General features: G+C 46.6%; 20 protein-coding genes. 7 read left to right on the top strand and 13 right to left on the bottom strand.

Annotated features, from left to right (window positions below; translation table 11 throughout):
- Positions 1–69 precede the first annotated feature (69 nt).
- From rseP to tsaB, 7 genes are all read right to left on the bottom strand, one after another.
- Positions 70–1410: an RIP metalloprotease RseP gene (gene rseP / locus H6A28_RS02860; RefSeq protein ID WP_204478738.1), complete on the bottom strand. Its 1341-nt coding sequence runs from the start codon at positions 1408–1410 to the stop codon at positions 70–72.
- Between the two features lie 40 nt (positions 1411–1450).
- Positions 1451–2608 carry a 1-deoxy-D-xylulose-5-phosphate reductoisomerase gene (locus H6A28_RS02855; RefSeq protein WP_204475781.1) on the bottom strand — a complete coding sequence of 386 codons (1158 nt, stop codon included), beginning with the start codon at positions 2606–2608 and terminating at the stop codon, positions 1451–1453.
- 4 nt (positions 2609–2612) lie between these two features.
- Entirely contained in the window at positions 2613–3467 is an 855-nt protein-coding gene (locus tag H6A28_RS02850) for a M23 family metallopeptidase (RefSeq protein ID WP_204478737.1), read from the bottom strand.
- A 16-nt stretch (positions 3468–3483) separates the two neighbouring features.
- Positions 3484–3996, bottom strand: a complete 513-nt coding sequence (rimM, locus tag H6A28_RS02845; protein WP_204478736.1) for a ribosome maturation factor RimM — start codon at positions 3994–3996, stop codon at positions 3484–3486.
- 3 nt (positions 3997–3999) lie between these two features.
- Positions 4000–5307 (bottom strand): UDP-N-acetylglucosamine 1-carboxyvinyltransferase, encoded by a 1308-nt coding sequence (murA, locus tag H6A28_RS02840; protein ID WP_204475778.1) that lies wholly within the window; start codon positions 5305–5307, stop codon positions 4000–4002.
- A gap of 16 nt (positions 5308–5323) precedes the next feature.
- Positions 5324–5923, bottom strand: a complete 600-nt coding sequence (locus tag H6A28_RS02835; protein WP_204475777.1) for a DUF4290 domain-containing protein — start codon at positions 5921–5923, stop codon at positions 5324–5326.
- Positions 5924–5990: 67 nt separating this feature from the next.
- Positions 5991–6680 carry a tRNA (adenosine(37)-N6)-threonylcarbamoyltransferase complex dimerization subunit type 1 TsaB gene (gene tsaB, locus H6A28_RS02830; RefSeq protein WP_204475776.1) on the bottom strand — a complete coding sequence of 230 codons (690 nt, stop codon included), beginning with the start codon at positions 6678–6680 and terminating at the stop codon, positions 5991–5993.
- A 449-nt stretch (positions 6681–7129) separates the two neighbouring features.
- Here tsaB and H6A28_RS02825 point away from each other — a divergent pair, with 449 nt between their 5' ends.
- Genes H6A28_RS02825 through nadD form a run of 4 tightly spaced genes read left to right on the top strand, consistent with a single transcriptional unit; the run spans position 7130 to position 9348 of the window.
- Positions 7130–8005 (top strand): YicC/YloC family endoribonuclease, encoded by an 876-nt coding sequence (locus H6A28_RS02825; RefSeq protein WP_204475775.1) that lies wholly within the window; start codon positions 7130–7132, stop codon positions 8003–8005.
- 6 nt (positions 8006–8011) lie between these two features.
- Positions 8012–8578, top strand: a complete 567-nt coding sequence (gene gmk, locus H6A28_RS02820; RefSeq protein ID WP_204475774.1) for a guanylate kinase — start codon at positions 8012–8014, stop codon at positions 8576–8578.
- 12 nt (positions 8579–8590) lie between these two features.
- On the top strand, positions 8591–8776 hold the full coding sequence (locus H6A28_RS02815) for a hypothetical protein (protein WP_204475773.1): 186 nt from the start codon (positions 8591–8593) through the stop codon (positions 8774–8776).
- Complete coding sequence (gene nadD, locus H6A28_RS02810; protein ID WP_204475772.1) at positions 8755–9348, top strand: nicotinate (nicotinamide) nucleotide adenylyltransferase; 594 nt, start codon at positions 8755–8757, stop codon at positions 9346–9348. The genes H6A28_RS02815 and nadD overlap by 22 nt, the downstream gene beginning before the upstream one ends.
- On the opposite strand, the gene H6A28_RS02805 is transcribed toward nadD, so the two are convergent.
- On the bottom strand, positions 9349–10188 hold the full coding sequence (locus H6A28_RS02805) for a metallophosphoesterase (protein ID WP_430641261.1): 840 nt from the start codon (positions 10186–10188) through the stop codon (positions 9349–9351).
- Between the two features lie 87 nt (positions 10189–10275).
- Between H6A28_RS02805 and menA the strand changes: the two genes are divergently transcribed.
- Positions 10276–11166 (top strand): 1,4-dihydroxy-2-naphthoate octaprenyltransferase, encoded by an 891-nt coding sequence (gene menA, locus H6A28_RS02800; RefSeq protein WP_204475771.1) that lies wholly within the window; start codon positions 10276–10278, stop codon positions 11164–11166.
- Positions 11167–11169: 3 nt separating this feature from the next.
- The gene (locus tag H6A28_RS02795) at positions 11170–11652 is read left to right on the top strand and encodes a GNAT family N-acetyltransferase (protein ID WP_204475770.1); all 483 of its coding nucleotides are present in this window, start codon (positions 11170–11172) and stop codon (positions 11650–11652) included.
- Between the two features lie 80 nt (positions 11653–11732).
- Here the strand turns inward: H6A28_RS02795 and xyl3A are convergent, their stop codons facing one another.
- Both xyl3A and H6A28_RS02785 read right to left on the bottom strand, forming a co-directional pair.
- Positions 11733–14315, bottom strand: coding sequence for a xylan 1,4-beta-xylosidase (xyl3A, locus tag H6A28_RS02790; RefSeq protein ID WP_204478735.1), 2583 nt, complete (start codon positions 14313–14315; stop codon positions 11733–11735).
- A gap of 143 nt (positions 14316–14458) precedes the next feature.
- Positions 14459–15304, bottom strand: a complete 846-nt coding sequence (locus H6A28_RS02785) for an alpha/beta hydrolase (protein WP_239465228.1) — start codon at positions 15302–15304, stop codon at positions 14459–14461.
- Positions 15305–15585: 281 nt separating this feature from the next.
- Here H6A28_RS02785 and H6A28_RS02780 point away from each other — a divergent pair, with 281 nt between their 5' ends.
- Positions 15586–17910: a glycoside hydrolase family 20 protein gene (locus H6A28_RS02780; RefSeq protein WP_204475768.1), complete on the top strand. Its 2325-nt coding sequence runs from the start codon at positions 15586–15588 to the stop codon at positions 17908–17910.
- Between the two features lie 146 nt (positions 17911–18056).
- On the opposite strand, the gene H6A28_RS02775 is transcribed toward H6A28_RS02780, so the two are convergent.
- The 3 genes from H6A28_RS02775 to H6A28_RS02765 all read right to left on the bottom strand — a co-directional run bounded on the left by H6A28_RS02775 (position 18057) and on the right by H6A28_RS02765 (position 24728).
- Positions 18057–20774, bottom strand: a complete 2718-nt coding sequence (locus H6A28_RS02775) for an alpha-L-fucosidase (protein WP_204478734.1) — start codon at positions 20772–20774, stop codon at positions 18057–18059.
- A 25-nt stretch (positions 20775–20799) separates the two neighbouring features.
- Positions 20800–23070, bottom strand: coding sequence for a glycoside hydrolase family 20 protein (locus H6A28_RS02770; protein ID WP_239465234.1), 2271 nt, complete (start codon positions 23068–23070; stop codon positions 20800–20802).
- Positions 23071–23150: 80 nt separating this feature from the next.
- Positions 23151–24728 (bottom strand): sulfatase family protein, encoded by a 1578-nt coding sequence (locus H6A28_RS02765; RefSeq protein ID WP_204475766.1) that lies wholly within the window; start codon positions 24726–24728, stop codon positions 23151–23153.
- Positions 24729–25027: the final 299 nt, after the last annotated feature.

The following is a 25027-nucleotide window of genomic DNA, read 5'->3' as shown; positions in this document are numbered from 1 at the left end:
AAAAAAGACACAAAGTACAGAGAAACCTTTCTCTGTGTCCTTGTGTCTTTATTTCATTTGATAGTTTCGCTAAAACAAGAACCTCAACACATCATTGAAGTTGGCCCAGATGAGCAGGCCGAACAGCAGGACCATTCCCACCATCTGCGCATATTCCAAAAACTTGTCGCTCGGCTTCCGACGGGCAATAATCTCGTACAACAGGAACAAGACATGTCCTCCGTCGAGTGCCGGTATCGGCAGAATATTCATGAAGGCCAGAATGATAGACAAGAAAGCTGTCATTTCCCAGAAACGCTGCCAATCCCATACTTTGGGGAAGATACTACCAATGGTAGCAAAACCTCCCACGCTCTTGGCACCTTCTTTCGTGAACACATATTTCATGTCGTTCACATAGCCCTTCAGAGTATTCACTCCTAAGGCAATTCCAGCCGGGAACGATTCAAAGAAACCGTAGGTCAGTGTCCGCAGCTTGTAGTCCACCATACCTCCTATGGCCGCTACCTTAAACTGGTCGTCTGTCGTGACCTGGACCGTATCCCGTACACCCGCACGCGAATACACCAGTGTAAACTCACCCGATGTCTTTTTATCCAGTTCAGCTTTGGCCTTCAAAGCCGCCATGTTATCCAAAAATTCGTTCCAGGAAGTCATCGGTTTGCCGTCGAATGCCAGCAAGGAGTCTCCTTTCTGCACGCCCGCCTTGGCAAAGCCTCCGTCCGCCAATACGGAATCAACCACATTCGGATAGAACACATCTACAAACATAGGGTCCTCCTTCGCTACATCCAGCAAGCTCAGTTCCGGCAACAGAATCTTCTTTTCCTGTCCATTCCGCAATACGGTGACCTCACGGGCCTCCACGATACTGCGAATCATGTCCATGTTGAAACGGGTCAGTTCCTTGCCGTCGGCACTCTTCAGAATATCTCCGTCGCGGAATCCGATTTCCTGTGCATGCTCGTTGAACTTCATACCCATGGTCATGTCACTCAACGCCGTATAACGGTCACCCCACGTGAAAAGAATCATGGAATAGATGAACAAAGCCAACAGGAAGTTCATCAAAACCCCTCCAATCATGACCAGCAAGCGTTGCCAAGCCGGTTTGGAACGAAATTCCCACGGTTGGGCAGGCTGTTTCATCTGTTCGGTATCCATTGACTCATCAATCATTCCCGAAATCTTGCAATATCCGCCTAACGGCAGCCATCCTACTCCATATTCCGTGTCACTGTTCTTCGGTTTGTATTTGAACAGCGAAAACCAAGGGTCAAAGAATATATAAAACTTCTCCACCCGAATCTTAAACAGACGGGCGAAGAAAAAATGTCCCCCCTCATGGATAATCACCAGCAAAGACAAGCTGAGAATCAACTGAAGGGCACGAATCAAAAATGTTTCCATTTCTACTTAACTTCTTTCTTTATTTATATGATTACACTTCTTATTTCATTCCGTTAATCACCAGTTCTGCCGCAATACGACGGGTTTCTGCATCCGTGGCTACATAATCGCCATAGGTAGGTGTCTGGATGAAAGGTACGCGGGTCATCGCCTTTTCAATCACGTCACTCATTCCCAAGAATGAAATCTGGTCTTTCAGGAAGGCCGCTACCACCACCTCATTGGCCGCATTCACGATGCAAGGCATATTTCCTCCCTGATGCAGGGCTTCGTAAGCCAGTGACAAGTTACGGAAACGCTGCGTGTCCGGCTTTTCGAAAGTCAACGTATTGTATTTGGCGAAATCCAACCGTTCGCCCGAAAGATGCTCCCGCTTCGGATACGAGAACGCATACTGGATGGGCAGACGCATATCGGGTACACCCAGCTGGGCTTTCACTGCCCCGTCTTCAAATTCCACCATGGAATGAATCACCGACTGCGGATGTACCACCACCTCAATCTGTGCAGGAGTCACTCCAAACAGCCATTTGGCTTCAATCACCTCAAAGCCTTTGTTCATCATCGACGCAGAATCAATCGTGATTTTCGCGCCCATCGACCAGTTGGGATGCTTCAAGGCCTGCTCCTTGGTCACCGTCTGCAACTGTTCCATCGTAAACGTACGGAACGGACCTCCAGAAGCCGTCAGAATCACCTTGTGTACGGGATTGTTAATTTCCAAACACTGGAAAATGGCCGAATGTTCAGAATCTACCGGCAATATTGGTGTCTTATACTGCTGCGCCAACCCGGTAATCAGTTCCCCGGCTACCACCAACGTTTCCTTGTTGGCCAATGCAATCGTTTTTCCAGCCTTGATGGCATTGATGGTCGGTTTCAAACCCGCATATCCCACCATGGCCGTCAAGACGATGTCGATAGGCTGCGACTCAACCACCTGACACAACGCCTCAGCTCCGGCATACACCTTCACCGGCTCGTCGGCCAATGCTTCCTTCAACGCCGCATACTTATCCTCATTCGCTATCACCACCACTTCCGGGTGAAACTTGCGTGCCTGTTCAGCCAGCAATTCCACCTTGTTGTTGGCCGTAAGCGCATACACCTCATACAAATCCGGATGCTCCCCAATAACCTGAAGAGCCTGCGTACCGATGGATCCGGTAGAACCTAATATGGCAATCTGTTTTCTCATAACTTTAAAATACAACATATTTCGCCGGATCAATGGGAGTTCCCTCGTGCCACAGCTCAAAATGCACGTATGACACATGTTTGCCCTCATCTTCCGTTCCGGCCAATGCGATAACTTCTCCTCCTTTTACGCGGTCACCTTCCTTTTTCCTCGGGGTACCGCAATGTTTATAGACGGAAATAAAATTCTGTTCATGCTGAATCTGAATCAGGAACCCCTTGTCGGCCGTCTGCACCACCATCATCACCTTGCCGTCCATGGCCGCCACGATGCTTTCATCCATGACCGCCGCCATATCCACGCCGTAATGCTGACGCGATGGCGCAAAATCTTTCATCACAATCCCCTTAGTAGGACGGAAAAACAACAAATCGGACAATTTATGGTCTTCTTCGGCAGCTGATTCAGCTTTCTGCCGTGCCTCGTATTTCCGACGGAAATCATCTTCCTCCTTCGAACGGTTCATCAGTTCATTCGTGCGGATGGTAGTCAACGAATCGATAGACTGTACCGTATCCACGCTGACTTTTCCACTGAAGATATCCTGGATGTTCATGATGTACTGGTTCTGACGATCGAGCGCCTCCACCAGCGAATCTGCCTTTAAAGCGTTGGTCACCACCTGCGAACGGACCTCACTGTTCATGTATCCCGGCAGGTAGTTCCGCAAAGGGGTAAACACAAGGATAATGGCTGCCAACAGGAAAATTACCGTACAGGCCGCCAGCAATACAGAAAAGCCGTTCAATTTCGACACATGGATACCTACCACCTCCTCCAAGGTGTTTTCGTTGATAATCGTCAGTTTATACTTAAACTTGATGTTCTTCCAAAATGCCTTACGACCTTTCTTTCTCATACTCTCACTGTGTTAGTTAGTCCAACAATCCGTCGGGAATATCCACGGTCATCACTTTCTGTACCCTATCTATATCCAGAATAAATTCCTCATGCGCCGGAAGAAGCAGTTCCTCCCCTTCCTTCTCGATGACGAACAGCACATTCATCGTCGTATCGTCTACATCCACCACTTCGCCCAAATCGCCGTGATGCACATCATGCACCTTAAAGCCGACGAAGAAATTCCACGACGTGATTTCCTCCTGCTCGTCCATGTATTTCACCGGGAAATACACTTCCACATTGGTAAAGCTACGGGCCTTTTCCGCCGTATCCACGCCCTCAAATTTCACCAGGGCCACGTTGTCGGAGCGGAAACGATACTCCTCGATGAAGAACGGAACCAAAATTCCGTCCAGCAACAAAATCAAGTAGTCACAATCCACACGGTCAAAGATGTCGTCGGTAAACGTAAACGACACTTCACCTTTCACCCCATGCGGTTTGTTGATGATTCCGATCTTAAAAACTTCTTCTTTTCTGATCATACCTTATTCTATACGGGTGATACGTGCTCCCAACGCGCTCAGTCGCTGTTCGATATGCTGGTATCCCCGGTCAATCTGCTCAATGTTGTGAATGTGGCTGATGCCTTTCGCACCCAGTGCGGCTATCAGCAAGGCAATACCGGCACGGATATCCGGAGAAGTCATGTTGCCTCCCCGCAGGCAGAAGTTACGGTCGTGCCCGATGACTACGGCCCGGTGCGGGTCGCACAAGATAATCTGTGCTCCCATGTCAATCAGCTTGTCCACGAAGAACAGACGGCTTTCAAACATCTTCTGATGAATCAGCACACTACCCTTGGCCTGCGTAGCCACCACCAGCATCACACTCAGCAAGTCGGGAGTCAGTCCCGGCCACGGTGCGTCGGCAATCGTCATGATAGAACCGTCCAAGAAAGAATCAATCTGATAGTGCTCCTGAGCCGGTATATAAATGTCGTCGCCCCGTTGTTCCAGGTGAATACCCAACCGACGGAAGCTGTCGGGAATAATACCCAAGTTCTCATACGACACATTCTTGATGGTAATTTCACTGGCCGTCATAGCCGCCATGCCGATAAAACTTCCCACCTCAATCATGTCCGGCAGTACCGTATGCGTGCAACCTTTCAGGCTCTTCACTCCTTCGATGGTTAGCAAGTTGGAAGCGATGCCCGAAATCTTGGCCCCCATCCGGTTCAACATCCGGCACAGCTGCTGCACATAAGGCTCACAGGCCGCATTGTAGATGGTAGTCACTCCTTCAGCCAGTACCGCCGCCATGATAATGTTGGCCGTACCCGTCACAGAAGCCTCATCCAGCAACATGTACGTACCTTTCAACTTGTCGGCGGTAATGCAGAACCGTCCTTTTACGGCATCATAATCGAACGAGGCCCCTAATTTCTGGATACCCAGGAAATGCGTGTCCAACCGACGGCGACCAATCTTGTCACCTCCCGGTTTGGAAATCATGGCCTTGCCGAAACGGGAAATCAGCGGTCCCACCAGCATGACAGACCCCCGCAGCTTGGAGCAGCGGCCCAGAAATTCGTCACTCTCCAGATAAGCCAAATTCACGCTGTCGGCCTGGAAAGAAAACGTGTGACGTCCTGTCTTGGCCACCTTTACCCCCATATCCCGGAGCAACTGAATCAGATTATTGACATCCAGGATGTTCGGAATGTTCGAGATGGTCACTTCCTCGTCGGTCAGCAAAGTGGCACAAAGCACCTGCAACACCTCGTTTTTAGCACCTTGAGGCACAATCTCCCCCTGCAGTTTGTGTCCTCCTTCGATTACAAATGAAGCCATAGTATCCGGTTTTTAGTTAATATTTCTTCTTCTGCTGGTTGTTGTTCATCTGACGGCGACGCGGACCGAAAGAACGCTGTTCTACCAGATGCAAGTCATCGGCCGACAACTTGATGCGTCCGTCGGACAATTCGCACAAATCATCCAGAATCTTCTGGTCTTCCACCCCATCCTTGTTGAAGTTGATATAGTCTTTCTTCATGTGGTTGGCGATGTATTTAATCAACTGGTCTTTCTCTTCACCCTCAGGATAGTCCACCGCAATCTTAATCAAATCCTGAATGAACCTTCCATAGTGGCGGTAACGGATGACATTCGGTGAATAAGGAATCCGCTCCGGCTTCACTTCCAGACTTTCCTTCTTCACGATATCCACCGGATAGTCAATATCCAGTTTAAAGTCGGACATGATGGCCAGATGGTCCCACAGCTTATGGCGGAAGTCCTCCACGTCGCGCAACTGGGGAAACATCCCTCCCATAATGTTCACGATGGTATTGGCACACCGCTGACGCTCTGCACGGTCTTCGATGGTCAACGCATAGTCCACCATGTTCTGCACACTTCTTCCATATTCCGGAAGCGGTAATTTTCGTTGCTGGGTATTATACTCCATATAAAACTTATTATTCAATCAATTCAATTCCTTCTTTTCGCTGCATCCAGCTCTGCAAATTCTTGGTTTACAGCAGCTTCTTCGGCTTGGAGGCTACAAATTCCTTGAGATAGAAAGGTTCGAAATAGGCCACATCCTTGAAGTCCTGCGTAGCCATCGCTTTTTCGGCCAGCGGGAACATCCATTTGGCCAACGGATGCACGTTGTCCAGGAAATGAGCATTGGGATGCGTCAGTTTCTCCTTGCATTTGTCCGCTCCGTTGCCAAAGAAATACACCGGATGTTTTTCCAAAAACTCCGCATACGAGTTTTCGTCCACAATATCCGCACTGATTTCACGCTGCACCTTCAACGCACGGTTGTACACCGCCGCATACACTTCCATCCGGCGGGCATCAATCATCGGGCAAAGCAGAGCATCTTCCGGCAGGTCGTGGGCCAGCAGTACCGGCACACACATCACCTCCAGCGTAGGAAGCCCGATCAACGGAATGTTCCGTCCGTAGCAGATTCCCTTTGCCATGGACACCCCGATACGCAGTCCCGTATAGGACCCCGGGCCACAGCTCACCGCTACCGCATCCACCGGAATGGCATGACTGTCGGCAAACGACAAAGCTTCATCCACAAACACACCCAGCACCGTCGCATGTGAGGGGCCGTTAAAATCTTCTTTCGAGAAAATGGAAGCTCCGTCCTGGCTCACTGCCACAGAGCAGACTTCCGTCGACGTTTCAATATGTAAAATGCACGACATAATTAAATTCAATACAATTATATTAGTCTGCAAATATACACTTTTCTTCTCACTCTCTCACGAAAAAAGGCGCAGAAAGTGACGAACCCTCTCCCGAAAGGCAGACCAGTCTTGCAAATTTCCTCCTCCCGATCTGTAAAATTTCATCCTCCTAAGAGATTTTTTCCGAACCCCAAGGAATATTCTCTGTTTCACACTGCGGGATTTGTATCCCGCAGTGTGAAATATATATCCCACAGTGTGGTTTTTGTATCCCACACTGTGGGACAGAAAAAATACCAGCAATTTTAGGAAAAGATACAAGCCGAAAAACACTTTTGCCACAGGAGCTGCAAGGTTTTATCTGCATGCCAAACAGGGATTTTCATACGTTTTTTACACAGCCGCTTACGCTTTATGCAGATTTTTCCTACCTTTGCATTCATAATGATTAAAAAGCAAAAGGAGTTATGATACAGTCAATGACCGGATACGGCAAAGCAACCACCGCCTTCGGAGACAAAAAAATCAACGTAGAAATCAAATCGTTGAACAGCAAAGCAATGGACTTGTCCACACGCATCGCTCCATTGTATCGTGAAAAAGAAATGGAAATCCGCAACCTGATTACCCAGACCTTGGAACGCGGAAAAGTGGATTTCTGTATATGGGTGGAAAAAGACGCCGCCGAATCGGCCACTCCCATCAATACCGCTCTCGTAGAAAACTATTACAACCAGATAAAGACTATTTCTGAAACTTGCCACATTCCGTTGCCAGAGGACTGGTTTGCCACCCTGTTGCGCATGCCTGACGTGCTGACGCGCGTAGATGTACAGGAACTGTCGGACGAAGAATGGGCTGTGGCCAAACAGACCATTGAAGAGGCCTTGCAACACCTAGTAGACTTCCGCAAGCAGGAAGGTGCCGCCCTCGAAAAGAAGTTCACGGAAAAACTGGACAACATCGAACGGTTGCTCAAATCCATTGAACCTTACGAAAAGGAACGTGTGACCAAAATCCGGGAACGCATCACCGACGCACTGGAAAAGACCCTGAGCATTGACTACGACAAGAACCGTCTGGAACAGGAACTGATTTACTACATCGAGAAACTGGACATCAACGAAGAAAAACAGCGTCTAGCCAACCACCTGAAATATTTCCGCGAAACCATGGCAGGTGGACACGGACAGGGCAAGAAGTTAGGCTTCATCGCACAGGAAATGGGCCGCGAAATCAATACTACCGGCAGCAAGTCGAACCATGCCGAGATGCAGAATCTCGTGGTACAGATGAAAGACGAGCTGGAACAAATCAAGGAACAAGTGTTGAACGTAATGTAAAAACATATGGCAGGCAAACTTATCATATTTTCAGCCCCTTCCGGCTCCGGCAAGTCCACCATCATCAACTACTTGCTGACACAGAACCTGAACCTGGCATTCTCTATCTCTGCCACCAGCCGCGCTCCCCGTGGCACGGAACAGAACGGTGTGGAATATTTCTTCCTGACTCCGGAAGAATTCAAGCAGCGCATTGCCAATAACGAGTTTCTGGAATACGAAGAAGTATACAAGGACCGTTTCTACGGTACCCTGAAGGCACAGGTAGAAAAACAGCTCGCCGCCGGACAGAATGTGATTTTCGACGTCGACGTGGTGGGTGGATGCAACATCAAGAAATTCTATGGCGACCGGGCACTGTCGGTCTTCATCCAGCCGCCCTCTATCGAAGAACTCCGCAAGCGACTGATCGGTCGAGGTACCGATGCGCCCGAAGTCATCGAGAGCCGTCTGGCAAAAGCCTCTTTCGAACTGGGTTATGCCGATAAATTCGACGTGGTGATTGTCAACGACGACCTGGAAAAGGCCAAAGCGGAAGCCTTGCAGACCATCCGCAATTTTCTCCAACACTAAATCCGTCCGACTATGCCGAAAAACCCTAAAAAAATCCTGCGCTGGATGACATTGCTTTGCATCGTCATCGGACTGGCTGCCATTGCCGTAGGCGTAGTAGCCGTTGCCAAAGAAGAATACATCATTGCCGTCGCCATGTTGCTGGTGGCTGTATGGCAGATTCTCAACTACATCCAATGGAAGAAAAGTCTCAGATAAAAACCGGACTTTTCGGAGGCTCCTTTAACCCGATTCACATGGGACACCTGGCACTGGCCAATTACCTGTGTGAATACGGAGGACTGGAGGAAGTGTGGTTCCTGGTCACCCCTCAAAATCCGTTCAAACAGAACGAGGCACTGCTCGACGACCATCTCCGGCTGGAAATGGTAAAGGCTGCCGTGGCCGGATACCCCCGTTTTCGGGCTTCCGATTTTGAATTCCAGCTTCCACGTCCTTCCTACACCATCCATACCCTCGACAAGCTGGCCGAGAGCTATCCCGACCGAGAATTTCACCTGATCATCGGAGCCGACAACTGGCAGGCTTTCGACCGCTGGCGCTCACCCGAGGAAATCATCCGTCGCCACCACATCCTGGTCTATCCACGCCGGGGCTATCCCTTAGAAGAGGCCACCCATTTACCCCCTCATGTCCGGGTAGTACAGACTCCCCTCATCGAAATCAGTTCCACTTTCATCCGCCAGGGCATTCGCGAAGGCAAAGACCTGCGCTACTTCCTGCATCCGGAAGTGTTCAGAATCATCCAGGAAAAAGGACTCTACCGCTAATCATTTCTTTTTGTGCAACACCACCAGCACTACCTCGCTCGGAGTGAAAAGACGCACATCCTTACGCGACGTACCTAATCCGTTGGTAATAATCACCGGAATGCCCGCACTATTGTGCTTTAGTCCCGTCAGGAAGCGGTTGCCGTATTTAGAGAAATGTGCCGGTGTCCACCGATGGAACAGACTGACCTGCCCTCCGTGCGTATGTCCCGCCAACGCCAGGTCGGTGTGTGACACATCCACATCTTCCACATAATCAGGCGTATGCACCAGCATCAACACAAAGTCTTCTTCCTGCAAAGCCAAGGTAGGCGATACCCCGTTCTGCTTCAAGTCAAACGGATTGCGGATGCCGCACAACAAAATATACTCCTTTCCCCGCCACAGGGTATCCACCCGATGCTCCAACAAACGCACGCCTGTTTCCCGCATGGCCTGCCGTGCCAGCGAATCGGCTTCTCCCCGTTCGTGGTTACCCATCACGGCATACGTCCCGTAAGGTGGCTCCACGGTCTTCAAAGCCTGGAAAAGCTGGTCCACATCTCCTCCGTTCCGCCCTCGGTAGTCTCCGCCCAAGAGCAATACATCGGCATCCAGCGACCGGAGGGCCCGACACATACCCGACAACCGACGGGCGGTAAAGCGGCTTTCGTAATGAAAGTCGGAAGCAAAAGCTACCCGGAAGCCGTCGAAGGAGTCGGGCAACTGGGCACTATAAAAATCATACTGTTTGACACGCCCTACTCCTTTGTATTTGGAAAAGGAGGCCGTGGCACAAGAAGAAAGCAGAAGGCTCATCGGCAGCAAGCCACCTGCCAGCAAGTTCAGTTGTTTCATCATTTTGAGCTACATATAACTATCCAGTCGTGACAAAGGTCGTAAAAAAATGCCTAACTTTGCCGAACGAAAACTAAAATTCCAAATTTCATGACACAAGTCAAAACCAATTCCATAAAAGCATGGTTGCTGGCTGCCCGTCCGAAGACCTTGACTGGAGCGGCCATACCCGTCATGTTAGGCTGTGCCTTAGCTTTTATTTACGGGCACTTTCAAACCGTGCCTGCCGTATTGTGCTTTCTGTTTGCCTTTCTGATGCAGATTGACGCCAACTTCATCAACGATTTGTTCGATTTCCTGAAAGGCAGCGACCGCGAAGATCGGCTGGGGCCGGAACGTGCCTGCGCTCAAGGATGGATCAGCCCGAAGGCCATGAAGGCCGGCATTGCCTGCACCACCGTACTGGCCGGACTCGTCGGACTTGGCTTGTTGTACTACGGAGGACTGGAAATGATTCCAGTGGGACTCGCCTGCATGATTTTTGCCTTCCTCTATACCGCCGGACCGTATCCGCTGGCTTACCACGGATGGGGCGACCTGATGGTGCTCATTTTCTTCGGCTTCGTACCCGTGGGATGTACCTACTATGTCATGGCACACGACTGGAATACATCGGTCACACTCACCTCACTGGCTTGCGGACTGGTCATCGACACCCTGCTGATGATCAACAATTTCCGCGACCGGGAACAGGATGCCCTCAGTGGCAAGAAAACCATCGTGGTACGAATCGGTGCGAAAGCCGGACTGGTGCTTTACTTTCTGTTGGGACTGGCAGCCTGCTGGTGCTGCTTCTATTTCCTGAGTTTAGGAAAGATTTATGCCGTGCTGCTTCCGCAGCTGTACCTCATTCCGCACATCCTGACCACCTTTCACATGGCCCGTATCTATCGTGGAAAAGCCTTGAACGGCATTTTAGGAGAGACTTCACGCAATATGTTCATTTTTGGATTATTACTTACACTTGGATTGATTCTTTAAATTATGATTCGGAAAGTACGCAAAGAAGATGCTCCGGCCATTACCGCCATCTACAACCATTACATTACGCACACCACCATCACCTTTGAACTGGAACCGGTGAGCGAAGAAGAGATGTGGAACCGCATCCAAAACATCAGTAGCAAATATCCGTATTTCGTATACGAAACAGAAGGGCAAATTGCCGGCTACTGCTATGTACACGGATGGAAAGAAAAGGCGGCCTACAACCAGAGTGTGGAGACCACCATTTACCTGGCACCTTCCTCTACGGGAAAGGGACTGGGTACCGAATTGATGCAACACCTGATAGAAGAATGCCGCCGCTGCGGACTGCATGCCTTGATTGCCTGCATCACCGAAGGCAACGAGGCCAGCTACGCCCTGCACGAAAAGTTAAGGTTTGAAAAGGTATCCAGCTTCCGCGAAGTGGGCCGTAAATTCGGCAAATGGCTGGGAATCGTAGACTATGAACTTATTCTCTGAGCCTTTCGTTCTGCCAAAAAGAAACAGGGCGGTGTCTGGCAAACCAGACACCGCCCTGCATTGTATTGATCGGGAAATCCTCACTTCAACGTAATCGCATACTTGCTGAGGTCCTTTTCATCGGAACTGCCGCCAATCCATACCTGATATTTTCCCGGACAGAACTGAATGCTGTGAGTGGTTTCATTCCACCACTCCAGGTCTTTCTTTGACAACGTAATACGTACATTCGCAGTCTTTCCCGCCGGAACAAGTACCCGCTTGAAGGCTTTTAAGGTCTTGACCGGACCTTCTTCGTCGCCCACCTTATTCAGGTAAACCTGTACCACTTCTTCTCCATCGCGACTACCGACATTCGAAACCGGTACAGTCACCGTCAAATTGTCGTCACTGCCTATCGTCTGTGCATTGAAAGTAGCCGTGCCATACTTAAAGGTGGTATAGCTTAATCCATATCCAAAGGGGAAGAGCGGTTTTTCGGTCATAAAACGGTAGGTACGTCCCTTCATATTGTAGTCCTCAAAGTCGGGCAACTGATCGGTATTCCGGTAGAAAGTGACCGGCAAACGTCCGGCCGGATTGTAATCGCCAAACAAGACCTCAGCCACGGCCTTACCACCCTGCTGCCCCGGATACCAAGCCTGCAAGATTGCCTCACAAGTTTCCGTTTCCGGTACCAGGCCGATAGGAGAACCGGAGCAGTTCACCAGAATGACCTTCTTTCCAGCCCGATGCAGCGCAGCCAGCAATTCCCGCTGTACTTCCGGCAATTCAATGCTGGTACGGTCACCTCTCTTGAAGCCCGGCAAATCTACGCCCATCTCTTCTCCTTCCAGACTTGGAGAGATACCTCCCACAAAGACTACCACATCGGCATTCCGCACGGCCTGTACGGACCGAGCCACATTGACTTTCTGCTTAAAGCCCAAGTCGAAATTCAGCTGTGCATCACTCTGCAGATATTCAAACTGCAATTCGATGTCGTATTTCTTTCCGGCTTCTACCGGCAAAGCACAAGATTTCTTGTTTCCACCGTGTACATTATGAAACTTCATCACCTCTTTCTGATTGATCAGCAATCTGCCCTTACCGTAACTATACACATCCAGCACAATCTCTCCTGATGCCTTGGGCACATACGTGGCATTGTACGTAGCCGAGAAATCCGTCAGGTTCACCCCCGGGGCAAATACCGTAGCTCCCGACGTACAAAAATTGAACGGTGTCATCACCCGTGTTTCCACGTCCACTTTGCCCTCGTGGTTCACATTGTTCCAATAACGGGCCGTGAAGCCTGGTCGGCCTTCCGACTTACATTCACTGAACACACTTTCCAACACTTCATCGCCTACCCACGGACAACCCTGTTCATAAATCAGCTTATCGTCCTTTCCAAGTGCCGACCGGATTCCCTCCAGGATGGTCACCGTATGGGAAGGTACTCCATTATAGTTTCCCCACATCATGACCGAGTCTTTGGCATTGGGGCCCATGACGGCGACGGCCAATCCACCGCGCTTCAACGGAAGTGCTTGGTTCTTGTTCATCAACAGCGTCATGGACTCCCGAGCCATCCGCAATGCCAAGGAATCATGTGCCGCAGAAGCCACTACTGAGAAAGGAATCTTGGTCCAGGACACTTTATCCGGATTGTCCATCTCGCCCAAGTCGAAACGGGCCTTCAGCAACCGCTTGACTGACTTATCAATGACCTTCTCGTCAATTTGTTTTTTCCGGGCGGCTTCTACCAGTGTTTCATACGTAGAGCCACATTCCAAATCCGTACCACTCAGCACCGCAGCTGAAGCGGCTGAAGGCGCATCCTTATGCGTGCGGTGTCCTTTTTCATCGAAAAAGTCATTGATGGCCCAGCAGTCGCTCAAAATGATGCCGTCGAATCCCCATTCCTTCCGCAGAATCTGCGTTAGCAGCCGGTTGCTGCCACAGCAAGGTTCTCCTTCAAAACGGTTGTAAGCGCACATCACCTCCTTCACCCCGGCATCCTGTACCAAGGCCTTGAAAGCCGGCAAATAGGTTTCATACAAATCTCGAAGCGGCAAGTTTTCCACATCAAAAGAATGACGGTTCCACTCCGGTCCGGAGTGTACTGCAAAATGTTTGGCACAGGCATACAGCTTATCATACTTCCCATCACTTTCTCCCTGCAAACCTTTAACCACCATCACGCCCATCTTACTTGTCAGGTAAGGGTCTTCACCGTAGGTTTCAATTCCCCTTCCCCAACGCGGATCACGATAAATATTCACCGTCGGTGTCCACATGGTCAGTCCCTGGTATCTCTTGTAACTGTCATGTTGCACGTAATAAGTATTTTTTGCCCGCGCCTCATCCGACACAGCCGTAAATACCTTATACACCAATGAATCGTCAAAAGAAGCTGCCATACCTATCGGCTGAGGGAACACTGTAGCCAGTCCGGCACGAGCTACCCCATGCAGCGCCTCATTCCACCAGTTATACGGCTTGATTCCCAGCCGCTCCACTGGCTTCGACACATCCATCATCAAAGAAACTTTCTCTTCCAACGTCAGTTCCTGCAAGAGCAAATCCGCACGCTGGTCGGAAGGCAAAGACGAATCCCGGAAATCGAGACGGGCACAGCTTAGAAAAGCCAAACCCAATAACCAAACACCATACCTCATAGATTTATTTATTTTTGCATGCACACCTTGATCCAAGGCCTAAAAGTTTTTCGATATATTTTATAGTTACAAAAGTTTCTCTTCAGAAAATCTTTACGATTCGCTGGTTTTTCATTCTTCTCAATTGTATATTGAAAACCACTTCACTCACGAAGCAATTTAGAGAAATAGGTCAACGCCATTTCCAACGAAGTATGCCAATATCCCCAATCGTGTGATCCGGCCCTTACACGCATCTCATAATCAATCCCTTGCTGGCGAAATGCTTTGACTAAATCCATATTGGCTTCCAATGTAAAGTCTTTGTCTCCACAATCCACAAACCACCGTACAGTTTTCCAGTTTTCTACTTCTTCCTTTGTACCTTTCAGAATGACCGGAATCGGATTACAGTCTTCCACCAGTTGCTGACGCCATTCCGCACTCGGATCATTTTTCAAGAACTCCATCGGCTGTCTGCGCAAATAACCGCTCATATCAAAAACCATGGTAAAAAGTTCGGGGTGATGAACGCCATAAACCACGGAAGCTCCACCACCCATCGAAAATCCAGCGACTCCCCGATAACGTTTTTCCGCTTTGATTTTATAATGCTGTTCCATATAGGGGATTAATTCCTGGAAAAAATAATCCTCATACTTCCAATGAGGAGCATTAAACCAAATCATGTTGTTCTTGTTAGCCTCCGGACAGACGATAATCATTTCTTCCATAAGCCCTTGAGCCACCAAAGAGTCGACCACTGTCTGTAACCGTCCATTTTCTTCCCATTCTGTATGATGGGTACCTCCTCCATGCAACAAATACAATACCGGATAAGTCCGATTATCCGTTTCGGAATAACTGGCTGGCAGACAGATGGAATACTCTCGTTCAGAAATGGTTTTCAGAAGTTTGCAAGGCATTGTTTTCCGTTCAATCCGACAACCGGCATAGACAATCAACGGAGCAAGCAATGCAATACAAAAAAGATAAAACTTTGTTTTCATATACATAGTATTTTTTGTTTTGTTCTTTTGTGTGAGGAACAAAGGTGTGTATTTACTACAAATCTCGTAGAATTTGTACACAAATATATATAATTTTTTCAAGATGATATACACATACAATATTGTTTATTACAAAACGAATCTTTCCCGAACTTTGACAAGAATTCTCAAATCCATCCCCCAATAACATATATATATATTAAACCAATACATAAACTCACAAAAAATAATTACATTTGCACAATAGAAGCATTAGAAAAACCTTTAAATCAACATGTACTATGAAAAGAATTTCAGTAAAAGTATGGACAATCTGTCTGCTAACGGCAGGATGTATGCTGGCATGTGCACCACAAGAGACCCAGACGGGTGACCTGAATGTCATTCCACTCCCACAAGAAGTGACGGAAAATCCGTCATCAGCACCATTCGTCATCAAATCTTCCACAACCATCGTCTACGACGAGGGCAATGAGAAGCTGGCAAGCACTGCCCGACTTTTGGCCGATTATATCAAAGAGGTAACCGGGACAGAAGTCAAAACAGGTACAAAAGCCGGTAAAAACAGCATCATGCTGAAAATCGATTCTTCCATTCCCCACAAAGACGGGTATGAACTGAAAGTGACGACTGATGCGGTCACCGTCACAGGAGCTACCGAGGCCGGAGTTTTCTACGGCTGCCAGACCATCCATAAAGCACTTCCCATCACAAAAGGCAAGGCATTAGCCTCACTGCCTGCAGGACAGGTGAAGGACTTTCCACAGTACAACTACCGTGGATTCATGATTGATGTAGGCCGTCATTTCTTCCCAAAAGAATATCTGAAAGAACTGATTGATGTCATGGCATTACACAACATCAACTATTTCCATTGGCACCTGACCGAGGACCAAGGCTGGCGCATCGAAATCAAGAAATATCCCAAACTCACGGAAATAGGCTCGTACCGTAAAGAAACGATTACTGCCCCCGGTTCTGGTAAGTTCGACGGGACTCCGGTAAGTGGCTTCTATACCCAAGAAGATGCCAAAGAAATTGTGGCCTACGCAGCCGAACGCTTCATCACGGTCATTCCCGAAATAGACATGCCGGGACACATGCTGGCCGCACTGGCTTCGTATCCGGAACTGGGATGTACCGGTGGTCCGTATGAAACGGCTACCAAATTCGGAGTGTTTAAAGATGTACTTTGTGGAGGAAATCCCCGGACCTTGCAATTTGCCAAGGATGTGGTGAATGAACTGATGGATATCTTCCCGGATGCTCCTTATATTCACATCGGTGGAGACGAATGCCCAAAAGTGGAATGGGAAAAATGTCCAAAGTGCCAGGCCAAAATCAAAGAACTGGGACTGCACGACACGAAAGAGCACAGCAAGGAAAACCAGCTCCAGGTGTATTTCATGAACGAAGTGGAAAAGGAAATTGCCAAACGGGGCAAGAAAATGCTGGCATGGGACGAGATTTTGGAAGGAAATCCGAATCCGGAAACAACCACCGTCATGGCATGGACGGGGGTAAAGGCTTCCATCAAAGCCGCACAACTGGGACATCCTACCATTGTCTGCCCCATCAGTCACTTGTATTTCAGCAACCCAGGATATAACCGGCTGAAAGGCATCAGCAGTGTGGCACGGGTATATAACTTTGAACCGACATCCGACGAACTGACTCCGGAAGAAAAGAAAAACATTATCGGCGTACAGGGATGTATCTGGACCGAATGGACCAAAGACAGCGTGAAGATGGAATGGCAGATGATGCCGCGCATTGACGCACTGAGCGAGTTACAATGGAGCAACCCGGCAAAGAAGGACCTGAGCGGATTCCTGAAACGCCTCCGCCACCAGTTGGATTTGTACCAATTGTACGGATATAATTATAAAAAGGATATCGAGGATGTCACCATCGACGTTGAACCGAAAGGAGAAGGCGGAGCGGCTTCCATCCAACTAAAAACATTCGACAATGCACCGGTGTATTACACACTGGACGGTTCCGACCCTTCGGCCACCTCACAACAGTATACCCAACCATTTACAGTAGACCAGACGACAACCATCAAGGCAAAGGCTATCCGCGACGGTCGTGAGAGTGATGTGACAGCAGAAACCCTCACGTACAACCTGGCTACCATGCATCCTATTACCCTGAAATGTACCCCCGACGAAAAGTTCACTTACAAGGGTGCCAACTTGCTGGTAGACGGTATGCAAGGAGATGACAATTACCGCTCGGGACGCTACATCGGTATTTATGGACAGGATTTCGATGCCACCATCGACTTGCAGGAGCCGAAAGAAATATCTTCTGTCTCAGTCGGTACCTACTTGGTTCCGGGTGACTATATCTTCGGACTGACAGGATTGGAAGTGTATGGTTCTGAAGATGGAAAGACTTACACCAAGATAGGTTCGATATCCATTCCGACCCTGGAAAAAGGCAGCAAGAACAATGTGCTGAAACGTGATACCGTCAGCTTCGACAAAACAAAAGCACGCTATGTGCACCTCATTGGAAAGAATACTCCGGTATTACCGAAATGGCATCCAGGGGCAGGTAAACAGACTTACTTGTTCCTCGATGAAATCTCCATCAATTAAAATATAACAAGCGAAATAAGTTTATCCATTCAATCACATAATTCAGCCAACTAATCCATAAACAAATACGAATTAGTTGGCTGATTTTTAAACATTCAGGAACTTGTATCAGACTAGAGTTTGACGATAAAAACCAGGAACATTCATTAGTAATATCTTGCTTTGGGAGCTTTATCCCGATTATAATCATCATTCACATAAACTCGTACCCAATCAATATACATAGAAGGAGGATTCTGCTTATCCCATTTCTGCGGATTAACAGTCCCGGGCCAAGCATTCGGATCCACAGACAATCCCGTACTGAATATCAAATAGAATCCTGCCGGGTCGCTCCATGGCCAATCCATATTGCCATTACTCCCTTTTTTATGTTCAAAAAACTTTTTTCCATTCACCCCTCCTACAATCCTGTCCGGATACCATTCCAGCCAATAAATATTCCATTGACTCATATCTGCCAAAGCAATACTGGAAGTGACACTTCCTTCACCTCCTACCACCCCGGCATAATGATGTTCTGAATGAAGGGTAAAATGAGCACGCTGATTTATTTTCTTTTTAGGATTCTCCAGCAAGTCAATTTCTCCATTCTTAGGCCATGGTCCCTTGTTTCCCATAAACCAAAGCGCTTCATTAAATCCTTCGGCAGCTATACGTTTAAAACGAATTTCAATTCGCATATTCTCTGTAAAATAACACCAAGCCTCTTTCCCGGAGCGTACTGAACGATAAGCTGCATGAGAATATTTGACAAGCTTTCCAAAACCGTTATCGATTGAATCAGACTCTTCCACAGGCCACATATGCAATACACCATTTTCTACCTTGGAACACTTCGCATTATTTACACAAGCAGATTTACTCATCGTTTGCGTCTTATGCTCTTGAAATCCTAAAGGAAGTCCTTTCTTGGTATGTTTATCCAAAAATTCATGAGCTGTATAAAAGTACCATCCTTTCTGAGTTGGATGCGCATCTCCCGGTTTAAGCTTTAATGCTTCATCCGGATGAAGATATACTTTCGTTTCATCATCTTTGTCATCTACAACCGTCACGCCAAATTCCTCCATTTCCACAATTGCTGGATTACCATCAGGAGTCACCGCCTCCAGTTTTACATAACGGGCTGTCGTTACGACAGGAAGAGCAACAGTCTGAGGCAAAGGATTATGCATAATGTTGCTGAATTCACCTTGAGAAATTAATTCCTGCCAATCCCTTCCGTTTTCACTGACATAAAATTTATACCGATAGGCCATTGTCGGCTTTGCTTCTCCATTTAAAGGAGCATAAGTAAACGCCTTCAAACGGATAGATTTACCCAAATCAAGAACTAAAGGAGAAGAAGATAACTGCTTCCAAGTAGAACGAGGAAGGGTATTCCAGTCCGCAATCTGAGTCTGGCTTGTAAGAGCTGGAGCATAATAAGCCGATACATTCGATATATTCGCACAAAGACGACAAGAATCAATGCGGACACGGATGGAATCGGCCGTCAACTCCGGGAAGCGAAGCATACGCTTATAACCGATTGTAGTACCTTCACCCAATGCCTGCCAGCAACCGTCCTGATAAGCCTCAACCGTAAACTTTTCCACACGCTGACCTTTCGAAATATCTTCTTGAATCTGAACCACATTCAACGGATTATTTGAACGGATTGCATACGAACGACATTCACCTGCACAAGCAGTCCAGGAAACATTGCCGTCCTGAACCTTATCATCCGAAAAGACCTGGCGACGGTAGGCTGCAAACTCCTTTAAACGAGCTACGTCTGCCTCATTCAACAGCCCCCGGCGGTCGGGAGGTATATTCAGCAAAAGAACGGAATTATAGCCTACAGACTGAAAATAAATATCAGATAATTCTTTCAGGCTTTTCACCTTCGCATTTTCCTCTTCATGCCAGAACCAACCCGGACGAATCGATACATCGACTTCCGAAGGATACCAGAACAGTTCCGTTGCATCCTTCAACATCTTACGACTGCCCAAATCTTTTGCTTTACCATAAACACCTAACCGTTTATTATTTTCTGCAGAACGCGCGTAAATTCCCGGAGTAAGTACCGTTGCACTCCATTCAGTTTCACGACCGATACCTTTCTCATTGCCGACCCAACGTACATCATCACCCATGATGGCCATTACAGCCTTGGGCTGCAAACGCTGGATGGTCTTATAAAAAGCATCCCAGTCATATACCTGTTTCTTTCCATTCGGTCCTTCACCATTGGCTCCATCGAACCAAACCTCATTCACTTCACCATAATTTGTCAATAATTCTGTAAGCTGTTCGATAAAGAATTTATTATATTCAGGAGAATTCCCATAACATGAAGCATTACGATCCCAAGGAGACAGATATACGCCAAATTTCATGCCGTATTTAGTACAAGCATCTCGAAGCTCACGCACCACATCGCCCTTACCATTTTTCCATGGAGAAGAAGCGACTGAATGAGAAGTCGTCTTTGTCGGCCACAGGCAGAAGCCATCATGATGCTTGGCAGTAAGCAACACCATTTTAAAGCCACACTCCTTCAACGTACGCACCCATTGATCAGCATCCAATTCCGTCGGATTAAATAAAGAAGGATCTTCTGTTCCATCCCCCCATTCCCGGCCTGTGAATGTATTGATTCCAAAATGTAAAAAGGCTGTCAGTTCCATCTGTTGCCAAGCCAACTGCTGTGGAGACGGGACCAGACGGGCTGCCATCGAAGCTTTTTGTTCCAAACTTTCATTTCCAGAAAACTTCAAATGCTTCACAAAATAGGAATCGTTTTGCTGAGCCTGTCCTCCAAGAGGGAGGACAAGCCATGCACACGCTATCAGAAACTGATTTATCTTGTTCATACAGTTTATTTATTTTATCAGAATATCATTCAATTATCACTTCATCAATATAAACTTTAGACGCTTGTCCAGGACGAACATGGTCATCAGGACAATTTCCGGGAGTCTCCAACGTAAATCTCACATAACGTCCGGTGATGCCTACATGCTCAATCGATAAATCCTCAATAAAATTTCCTTCTTTAAAAATTTCATTATCCGTAAAGGTTAAACGTCCGACTTCTGTGAATGTTTTATTATCATCCGAAACTTCCACTTTCATCATTCGGGGTTTATGCACAGCCATACCATAGTTCGTAATACAACCTACCGCAAAATGTTTCATTTTTTCCGGCTTCAACAAATCTACCACAAAAGAAATAGGCTGCGAAAGTTCTCCTGTATACCATTCGAAATCAGTTTGCTTCAAACTACCCCGTAAACCGTTAACTAATATATCCATTCCCTTTTGGGCCCCCACCAAAGGCTTAGCGGTAGCCATATTCCAATGAATAGGCAATATAAGCGTCTTTCCCATCTGCTTACCTTCGGCAAAAGTGGCCGCTTTTACTTCCACATTCTTGTCAACCACAAAAGCAGAATCGTATAAAGCAGAAGTTTCCATTGGTTCAGTACCGTCCAATGTATAGTGTATTTCCATATCAGGACGTTCACATTCCAGTTTTATCATCAATTTTCCCGATTCCTCCGGTGTGACCTTATGCTGAATATTATACATAGAACGCGCATAAATGATGCCCCTTTGTTCCAGGTGTTTATTGAAATTATCCACCCCTTTTAAGAACTCATTCCAATCTCTCTTTCCCTTTGGAACCCATGCAATTTCAGCCAAAGCAGCCAACCTTGGAAAAGTCATATAAAATACGTCCTCAGGAACATTACAGAACTCAGTCCACATACAAGCCTGGACGCCCATCAACAACGACTCATATTCTGGTTTCCAATCACTCTGAACAGGTTCATAATTAAACAAATCTTTCATTATATTATTACCAAAATAAGTGACGGGCTCAAACCACTGTGGCCCCTGATATCGAATCAGATAAGCAACACGAGCAGGTGCCATTATAAACCGGTGTCCCTGTTCAGCCGCTTTCAATGCGGCTTTCCCATATCCTTGCCAACCTAAAACAATGGATTCCTCAGGCAGCTTACTATTCGTCAGCTCATCCCATCCCATGACTTGCTTGCCTTTACTACGGACATAATCTCCTATACGCGACATAAAATATCCCTGTAAAGCTTCTTCATCGAGCAAATGTTCCTTTTGAATACGGGCTTGACACAAAGGACACTTCTTCCAATTTGTCTTAGTGGCCTCGTCTCCTCCCAAATTAATATAACGCGATGGAAATAATGCCATGACCTCATCAAGGACATCCTGCAAGAAAGTAAAAGTTTTATCATTCCCAGCGCAAAAAATTATCTCGGCATTTTTTCCTCCCAAACCTGGTAAAACTCCAATAAAATCTTTCACTACCGGACATGCATACTCTGGATAAGAGGCCAAAGCTGCATTCGAATGAGCTGGAATATCTATTTCTGGGATGATTTCCACCTGGCGTTCCGCTGCATATCGGATAATTTCTTTCATATCCTCTTGCGTATAAAATCCCCCAACCGTAGCCGGCTCTCCTTTTTTGGGATTTCTTCTATCAGGGAAAGGCAGGTTCTGACGATCGACCCTCCATGCTCCCACTTCCGTTAGACGAGGATATTTTTTTATTTCCAAACGCCATCCGTTATCATCTGTAAGATGCAAGTGCAAACGGTTTATTTTCAACATAGAAATGCAGTCAATCATCCGCATCACATCTTCCTTCGGCAAAAAATAACGCGATACATCCAACATAAATCCCCGATAATCAAAACGAGGCTCATCTTTCACAACGACAGCAGGCACTTTCCATGCATCCGTTGTCTCCTTCTGACCTTCTATTGTAGGAGGAAGCATCAAACGGATACTCTGCAAGGCATAAAAGAATCCTTTCACATCGGCTGCTTTTATGCTGATTCTATCAGAAGTTATCTGCAATTCATACGCGTCTGCTTTCATCGAACGATCAATGGAGAAAACGATATCTCCCTCATTAGACTTCACCACTTTAGGAGTAAACCCAGCCGGTTTAGTAAACAACAAAGCAAAATTCTCAGCAACGATACGTTGCTCATCGTCAGCCACCGCAATGACAGTCTTTCCACTAAAAGAGAAAGACCCGTTCCCTTTTTCTACAGACAACGGTTGAGGAACAATAACCACATCCTCCAGTTGTTTTGGAGAATGACATCCACTCATTCCCAGTGCCAGAGCTGCCATACAAGCCATTAGCCATTTCTTCGACTGAAAATATATCTTAACCATACCTTCCTAAATTTTTATTCTTTATCACGATTCGGAGAAAAACGTACAGGATCATTGTATTTTTCCTGCAATTCCAACAATTGTCTTTTTAAGTCTGTCACAATCGAATCATAATCACTCTGACCATACAAATTATGCAATTCATTAGGATCCTTCTGTAAATCATAAAGTTCCCATTCGTCAATATCATTATAGAAATGAATCAATTTATAACGTTTCGTACGGATTCCATAATGACGTTTTACCATATGCTCTGCCGGATATTCATAAAAATGATAATACAAAGCATTACGCCAGTTGGCCGGATGTTCTCCTTTCAACAAAGGCAATAAAGAAACTCCATGCATATCTTCTGGAACTTTTACTCCTGCAAGTTCCAAAAAGGTAGGAGCATAATCAATATTCTGTACTAACTCTGTAATATCTCCTCTTCGGTTAAATCCTTTGGGTAAACGCATAATCAAAGGAGTATGCATCGACTCCTCATACATGAAACGCTTATCAAACCACCCATGCTCTCCCATATAAAAGCCCTGATCAGAAGTATAAACGACCAATGTATTATCCAACAAACCTTTTTCTTTCAGATAATCCAATACACGACCCACATTATCATCCAACGATTTCACCGTTTTCATGTAATCACGCATATAACGCTGAAACTTCCAGTTCGCCAACTCTTTTCCTTGAGGATTTTTCTTGTAGAAATCTTCAATAATAGGGCCGTAAAATCTATCCCACGCAGCTCTCTGCTCTTTATCCATACGTCCCAAGAATGATTCATACAACGTCTTCAAACGTGAATCTTTATCTGGACGCAACATCTTCAGGTCGTAAATCATATCCATGTCTTTCACGATACTCATTTCTTGTGCCACAGCAGCCGGCCGTCCCTCATAATCATCAAAGAAAGTTTCTGGCAACGGAAACGTTTTATCTTCATACAATGCCAAGTTGCATGTATCAGCCATCCAGTTACGATGAATAGCCTTATGATGAATCATCAGACAGAAAGGCTTATTCTTATCCCGCTTGTTTTCCATCCAGTCAATCGCATCGTCCGTTATCAGATTAGTGATATAACCATGCTTTTGGATAGTATCATTATTTTGAGTAATAAAATCCGGATTATAATAATCTCCTTGCCCCGGCAATATTTCCCAATAATCAAATCCTGTAGGCAAACTCTCCAGATGCCATTTACCAATTAAAGCTGTTTGGTATCCTGCCTTCTGCAACAACTTAGGAAAAGTCTGTTGCGTACCATCGAACACACAAGTTGTATTGTCATAAAACTTATTTCCACACGAATGTTTGCCCGTAATGATGCAAGCACGACTTGGGCCACTCAATGAATTAGCCACAAAACTATTCGTAAAACGTACCCCATCAGCAGCAATACGATCCAGATTAGGCGTTTCCATATACCGAGTATCATAGCAACTCATCATCTGAGCAGTATGATCATCCGTCATAATATACACAATATTGTAACTCTTCTTTACATCCGACTTATTCTGCTGGCAAGAAGAAGCGGTTGTTGCCAAAGCACTCAACCCAGCCAAAGAATAAACTAAATTCAGATTCTTCATATTTCATCTAATTATACAGAATAATATCAGTACAAAACCTACCTCTGTCGTAATGATAAAATTCATAAAAACAATATGATACAGAAAAACAGCCTTCACCGATTATCCAATTTGTACCAAGCAAAAGCCGCAGGTATTCTGCATAATTTATTAAACAAGCCCGCATAATTACAATAAGCTTTATAAAAGGATGTAATTATGCGGACTTTTCAAGTCTGTTTTCCAATTTTTCCTTGCCTTAGAAAACTCTTACACGAACTTTACTAACAAGCAAGCGAGATTTCAACAGACCCTGATTA

It is taken from the genome of Bacteroides mediterraneensis, from assembly GCF_016900355.1.
Taxonomy (GTDB): domain Bacteria; phylum Bacteroidota; class Bacteroidia; order Bacteroidales; family Bacteroidaceae; genus Phocaeicola.
This window is presented reverse-complemented; position numbering and strand designations above follow the sequence as displayed.

Coding starts and splice junctions, on each gene's coding strand:
- menA (WP_204475771.1), top strand. CDS start 10,276: ATGACACAAGTCAAAACCAATTCCATAAAAGCATGGTTGCTGGCTGCC.
- nadD (WP_204475772.1), top strand. CDS start 8,755: ATGGAAGAAAAGTCTCAGATAAAAACCGGACTTTTCGGAGGCTCCTTT.
- tsaB (WP_204475776.1), bottom strand. CDS start 6,680: ATGTCGTGCATTTTACATATTGAAACGTCGACGGAAGTCTGCTCTGTG.
- H6A28_RS02825 (WP_204475775.1), top strand. CDS start 7,130: ATGATACAGTCAATGACCGGATACGGCAAAGCAACCACCGCCTTCGGA.
- H6A28_RS02805 (WP_430641261.1), bottom strand. CDS start 10,188: ATGATGAAACAACTGAACTTGCTGGCAGGTGGCTTGCTGCCGATGAGC.
- H6A28_RS02770 (WP_239465234.1), bottom strand. CDS start 23,070: ATGAGTGGATGTCATTCTCCAAAACAACTGGAGGATGTGGTTATTGTT.
- H6A28_RS02850 (WP_204478737.1), bottom strand. CDS start 3,467: ATGAGAAAGAAAGGTCGTAAGGCATTTTGGAAGAACATCAAGTTTAAG.
- H6A28_RS02795 (WP_204475770.1), top strand. CDS start 11,170: ATGATTCGGAAAGTACGCAAAGAAGATGCTCCGGCCATTACCGCCATC.
- H6A28_RS02780 (WP_204475768.1), top strand. CDS start 15,586: ATGAAAAGAATTTCAGTAAAAGTATGGACAATCTGTCTGCTAACGGCA.
- rseP (WP_204478738.1), bottom strand. CDS start 1,410: ATGGAAACATTTTTGATTCGTGCCCTTCAGTTGATTCTCAGCTTGTCT.
- murA (WP_204475778.1), bottom strand. CDS start 5,307: ATGGCTTCATTTGTAATCGAAGGAGGACACAAACTGCAGGGGGAGATT.
- H6A28_RS02855 (WP_204475781.1), bottom strand. CDS start 2,608: ATGAGAAAACAGATTGCCATATTAGGTTCTACCGGATCCATCGGTACG.
- H6A28_RS02765 (WP_204475766.1), bottom strand. CDS start 24,728: ATGAAGAATCTGAATTTAGTTTATTCTTTGGCTGGGTTGAGTGCTTTG.
- xyl3A (WP_204478735.1), bottom strand. CDS start 14,315: ATGAGGTATGGTGTTTGGTTATTGGGTTTGGCTTTTCTAAGCTGTGCC.
- gmk (WP_204475774.1), top strand. CDS start 8,012: ATGGCAGGCAAACTTATCATATTTTCAGCCCCTTCCGGCTCCGGCAAG.
- H6A28_RS02785 (WP_239465228.1), bottom strand. CDS start 15,304: ATGAAAACAAAGTTTTATCTTTTTTGTATTGCATTGCTTGCTCCGTTG.
- H6A28_RS02835 (WP_204475777.1), bottom strand. CDS start 5,923: ATGGAGTATAATACCCAGCAACGAAAATTACCGCTTCCGGAATATGGA.
- H6A28_RS02815 (WP_204475773.1), top strand. CDS start 8,591: ATGCCGAAAAACCCTAAAAAAATCCTGCGCTGGATGACATTGCTTTGC.
- rimM (WP_204478736.1), bottom strand. CDS start 3,996: ATGATCAGAAAAGAAGAAGTTTTTAAGATCGGAATCATCAACAAACCG.
- H6A28_RS02775 (WP_204478734.1), bottom strand. CDS start 20,774: ATGAACAAGATAAATCAGTTTCTGATAGCGTGTGCATGGCTTGTCCTC.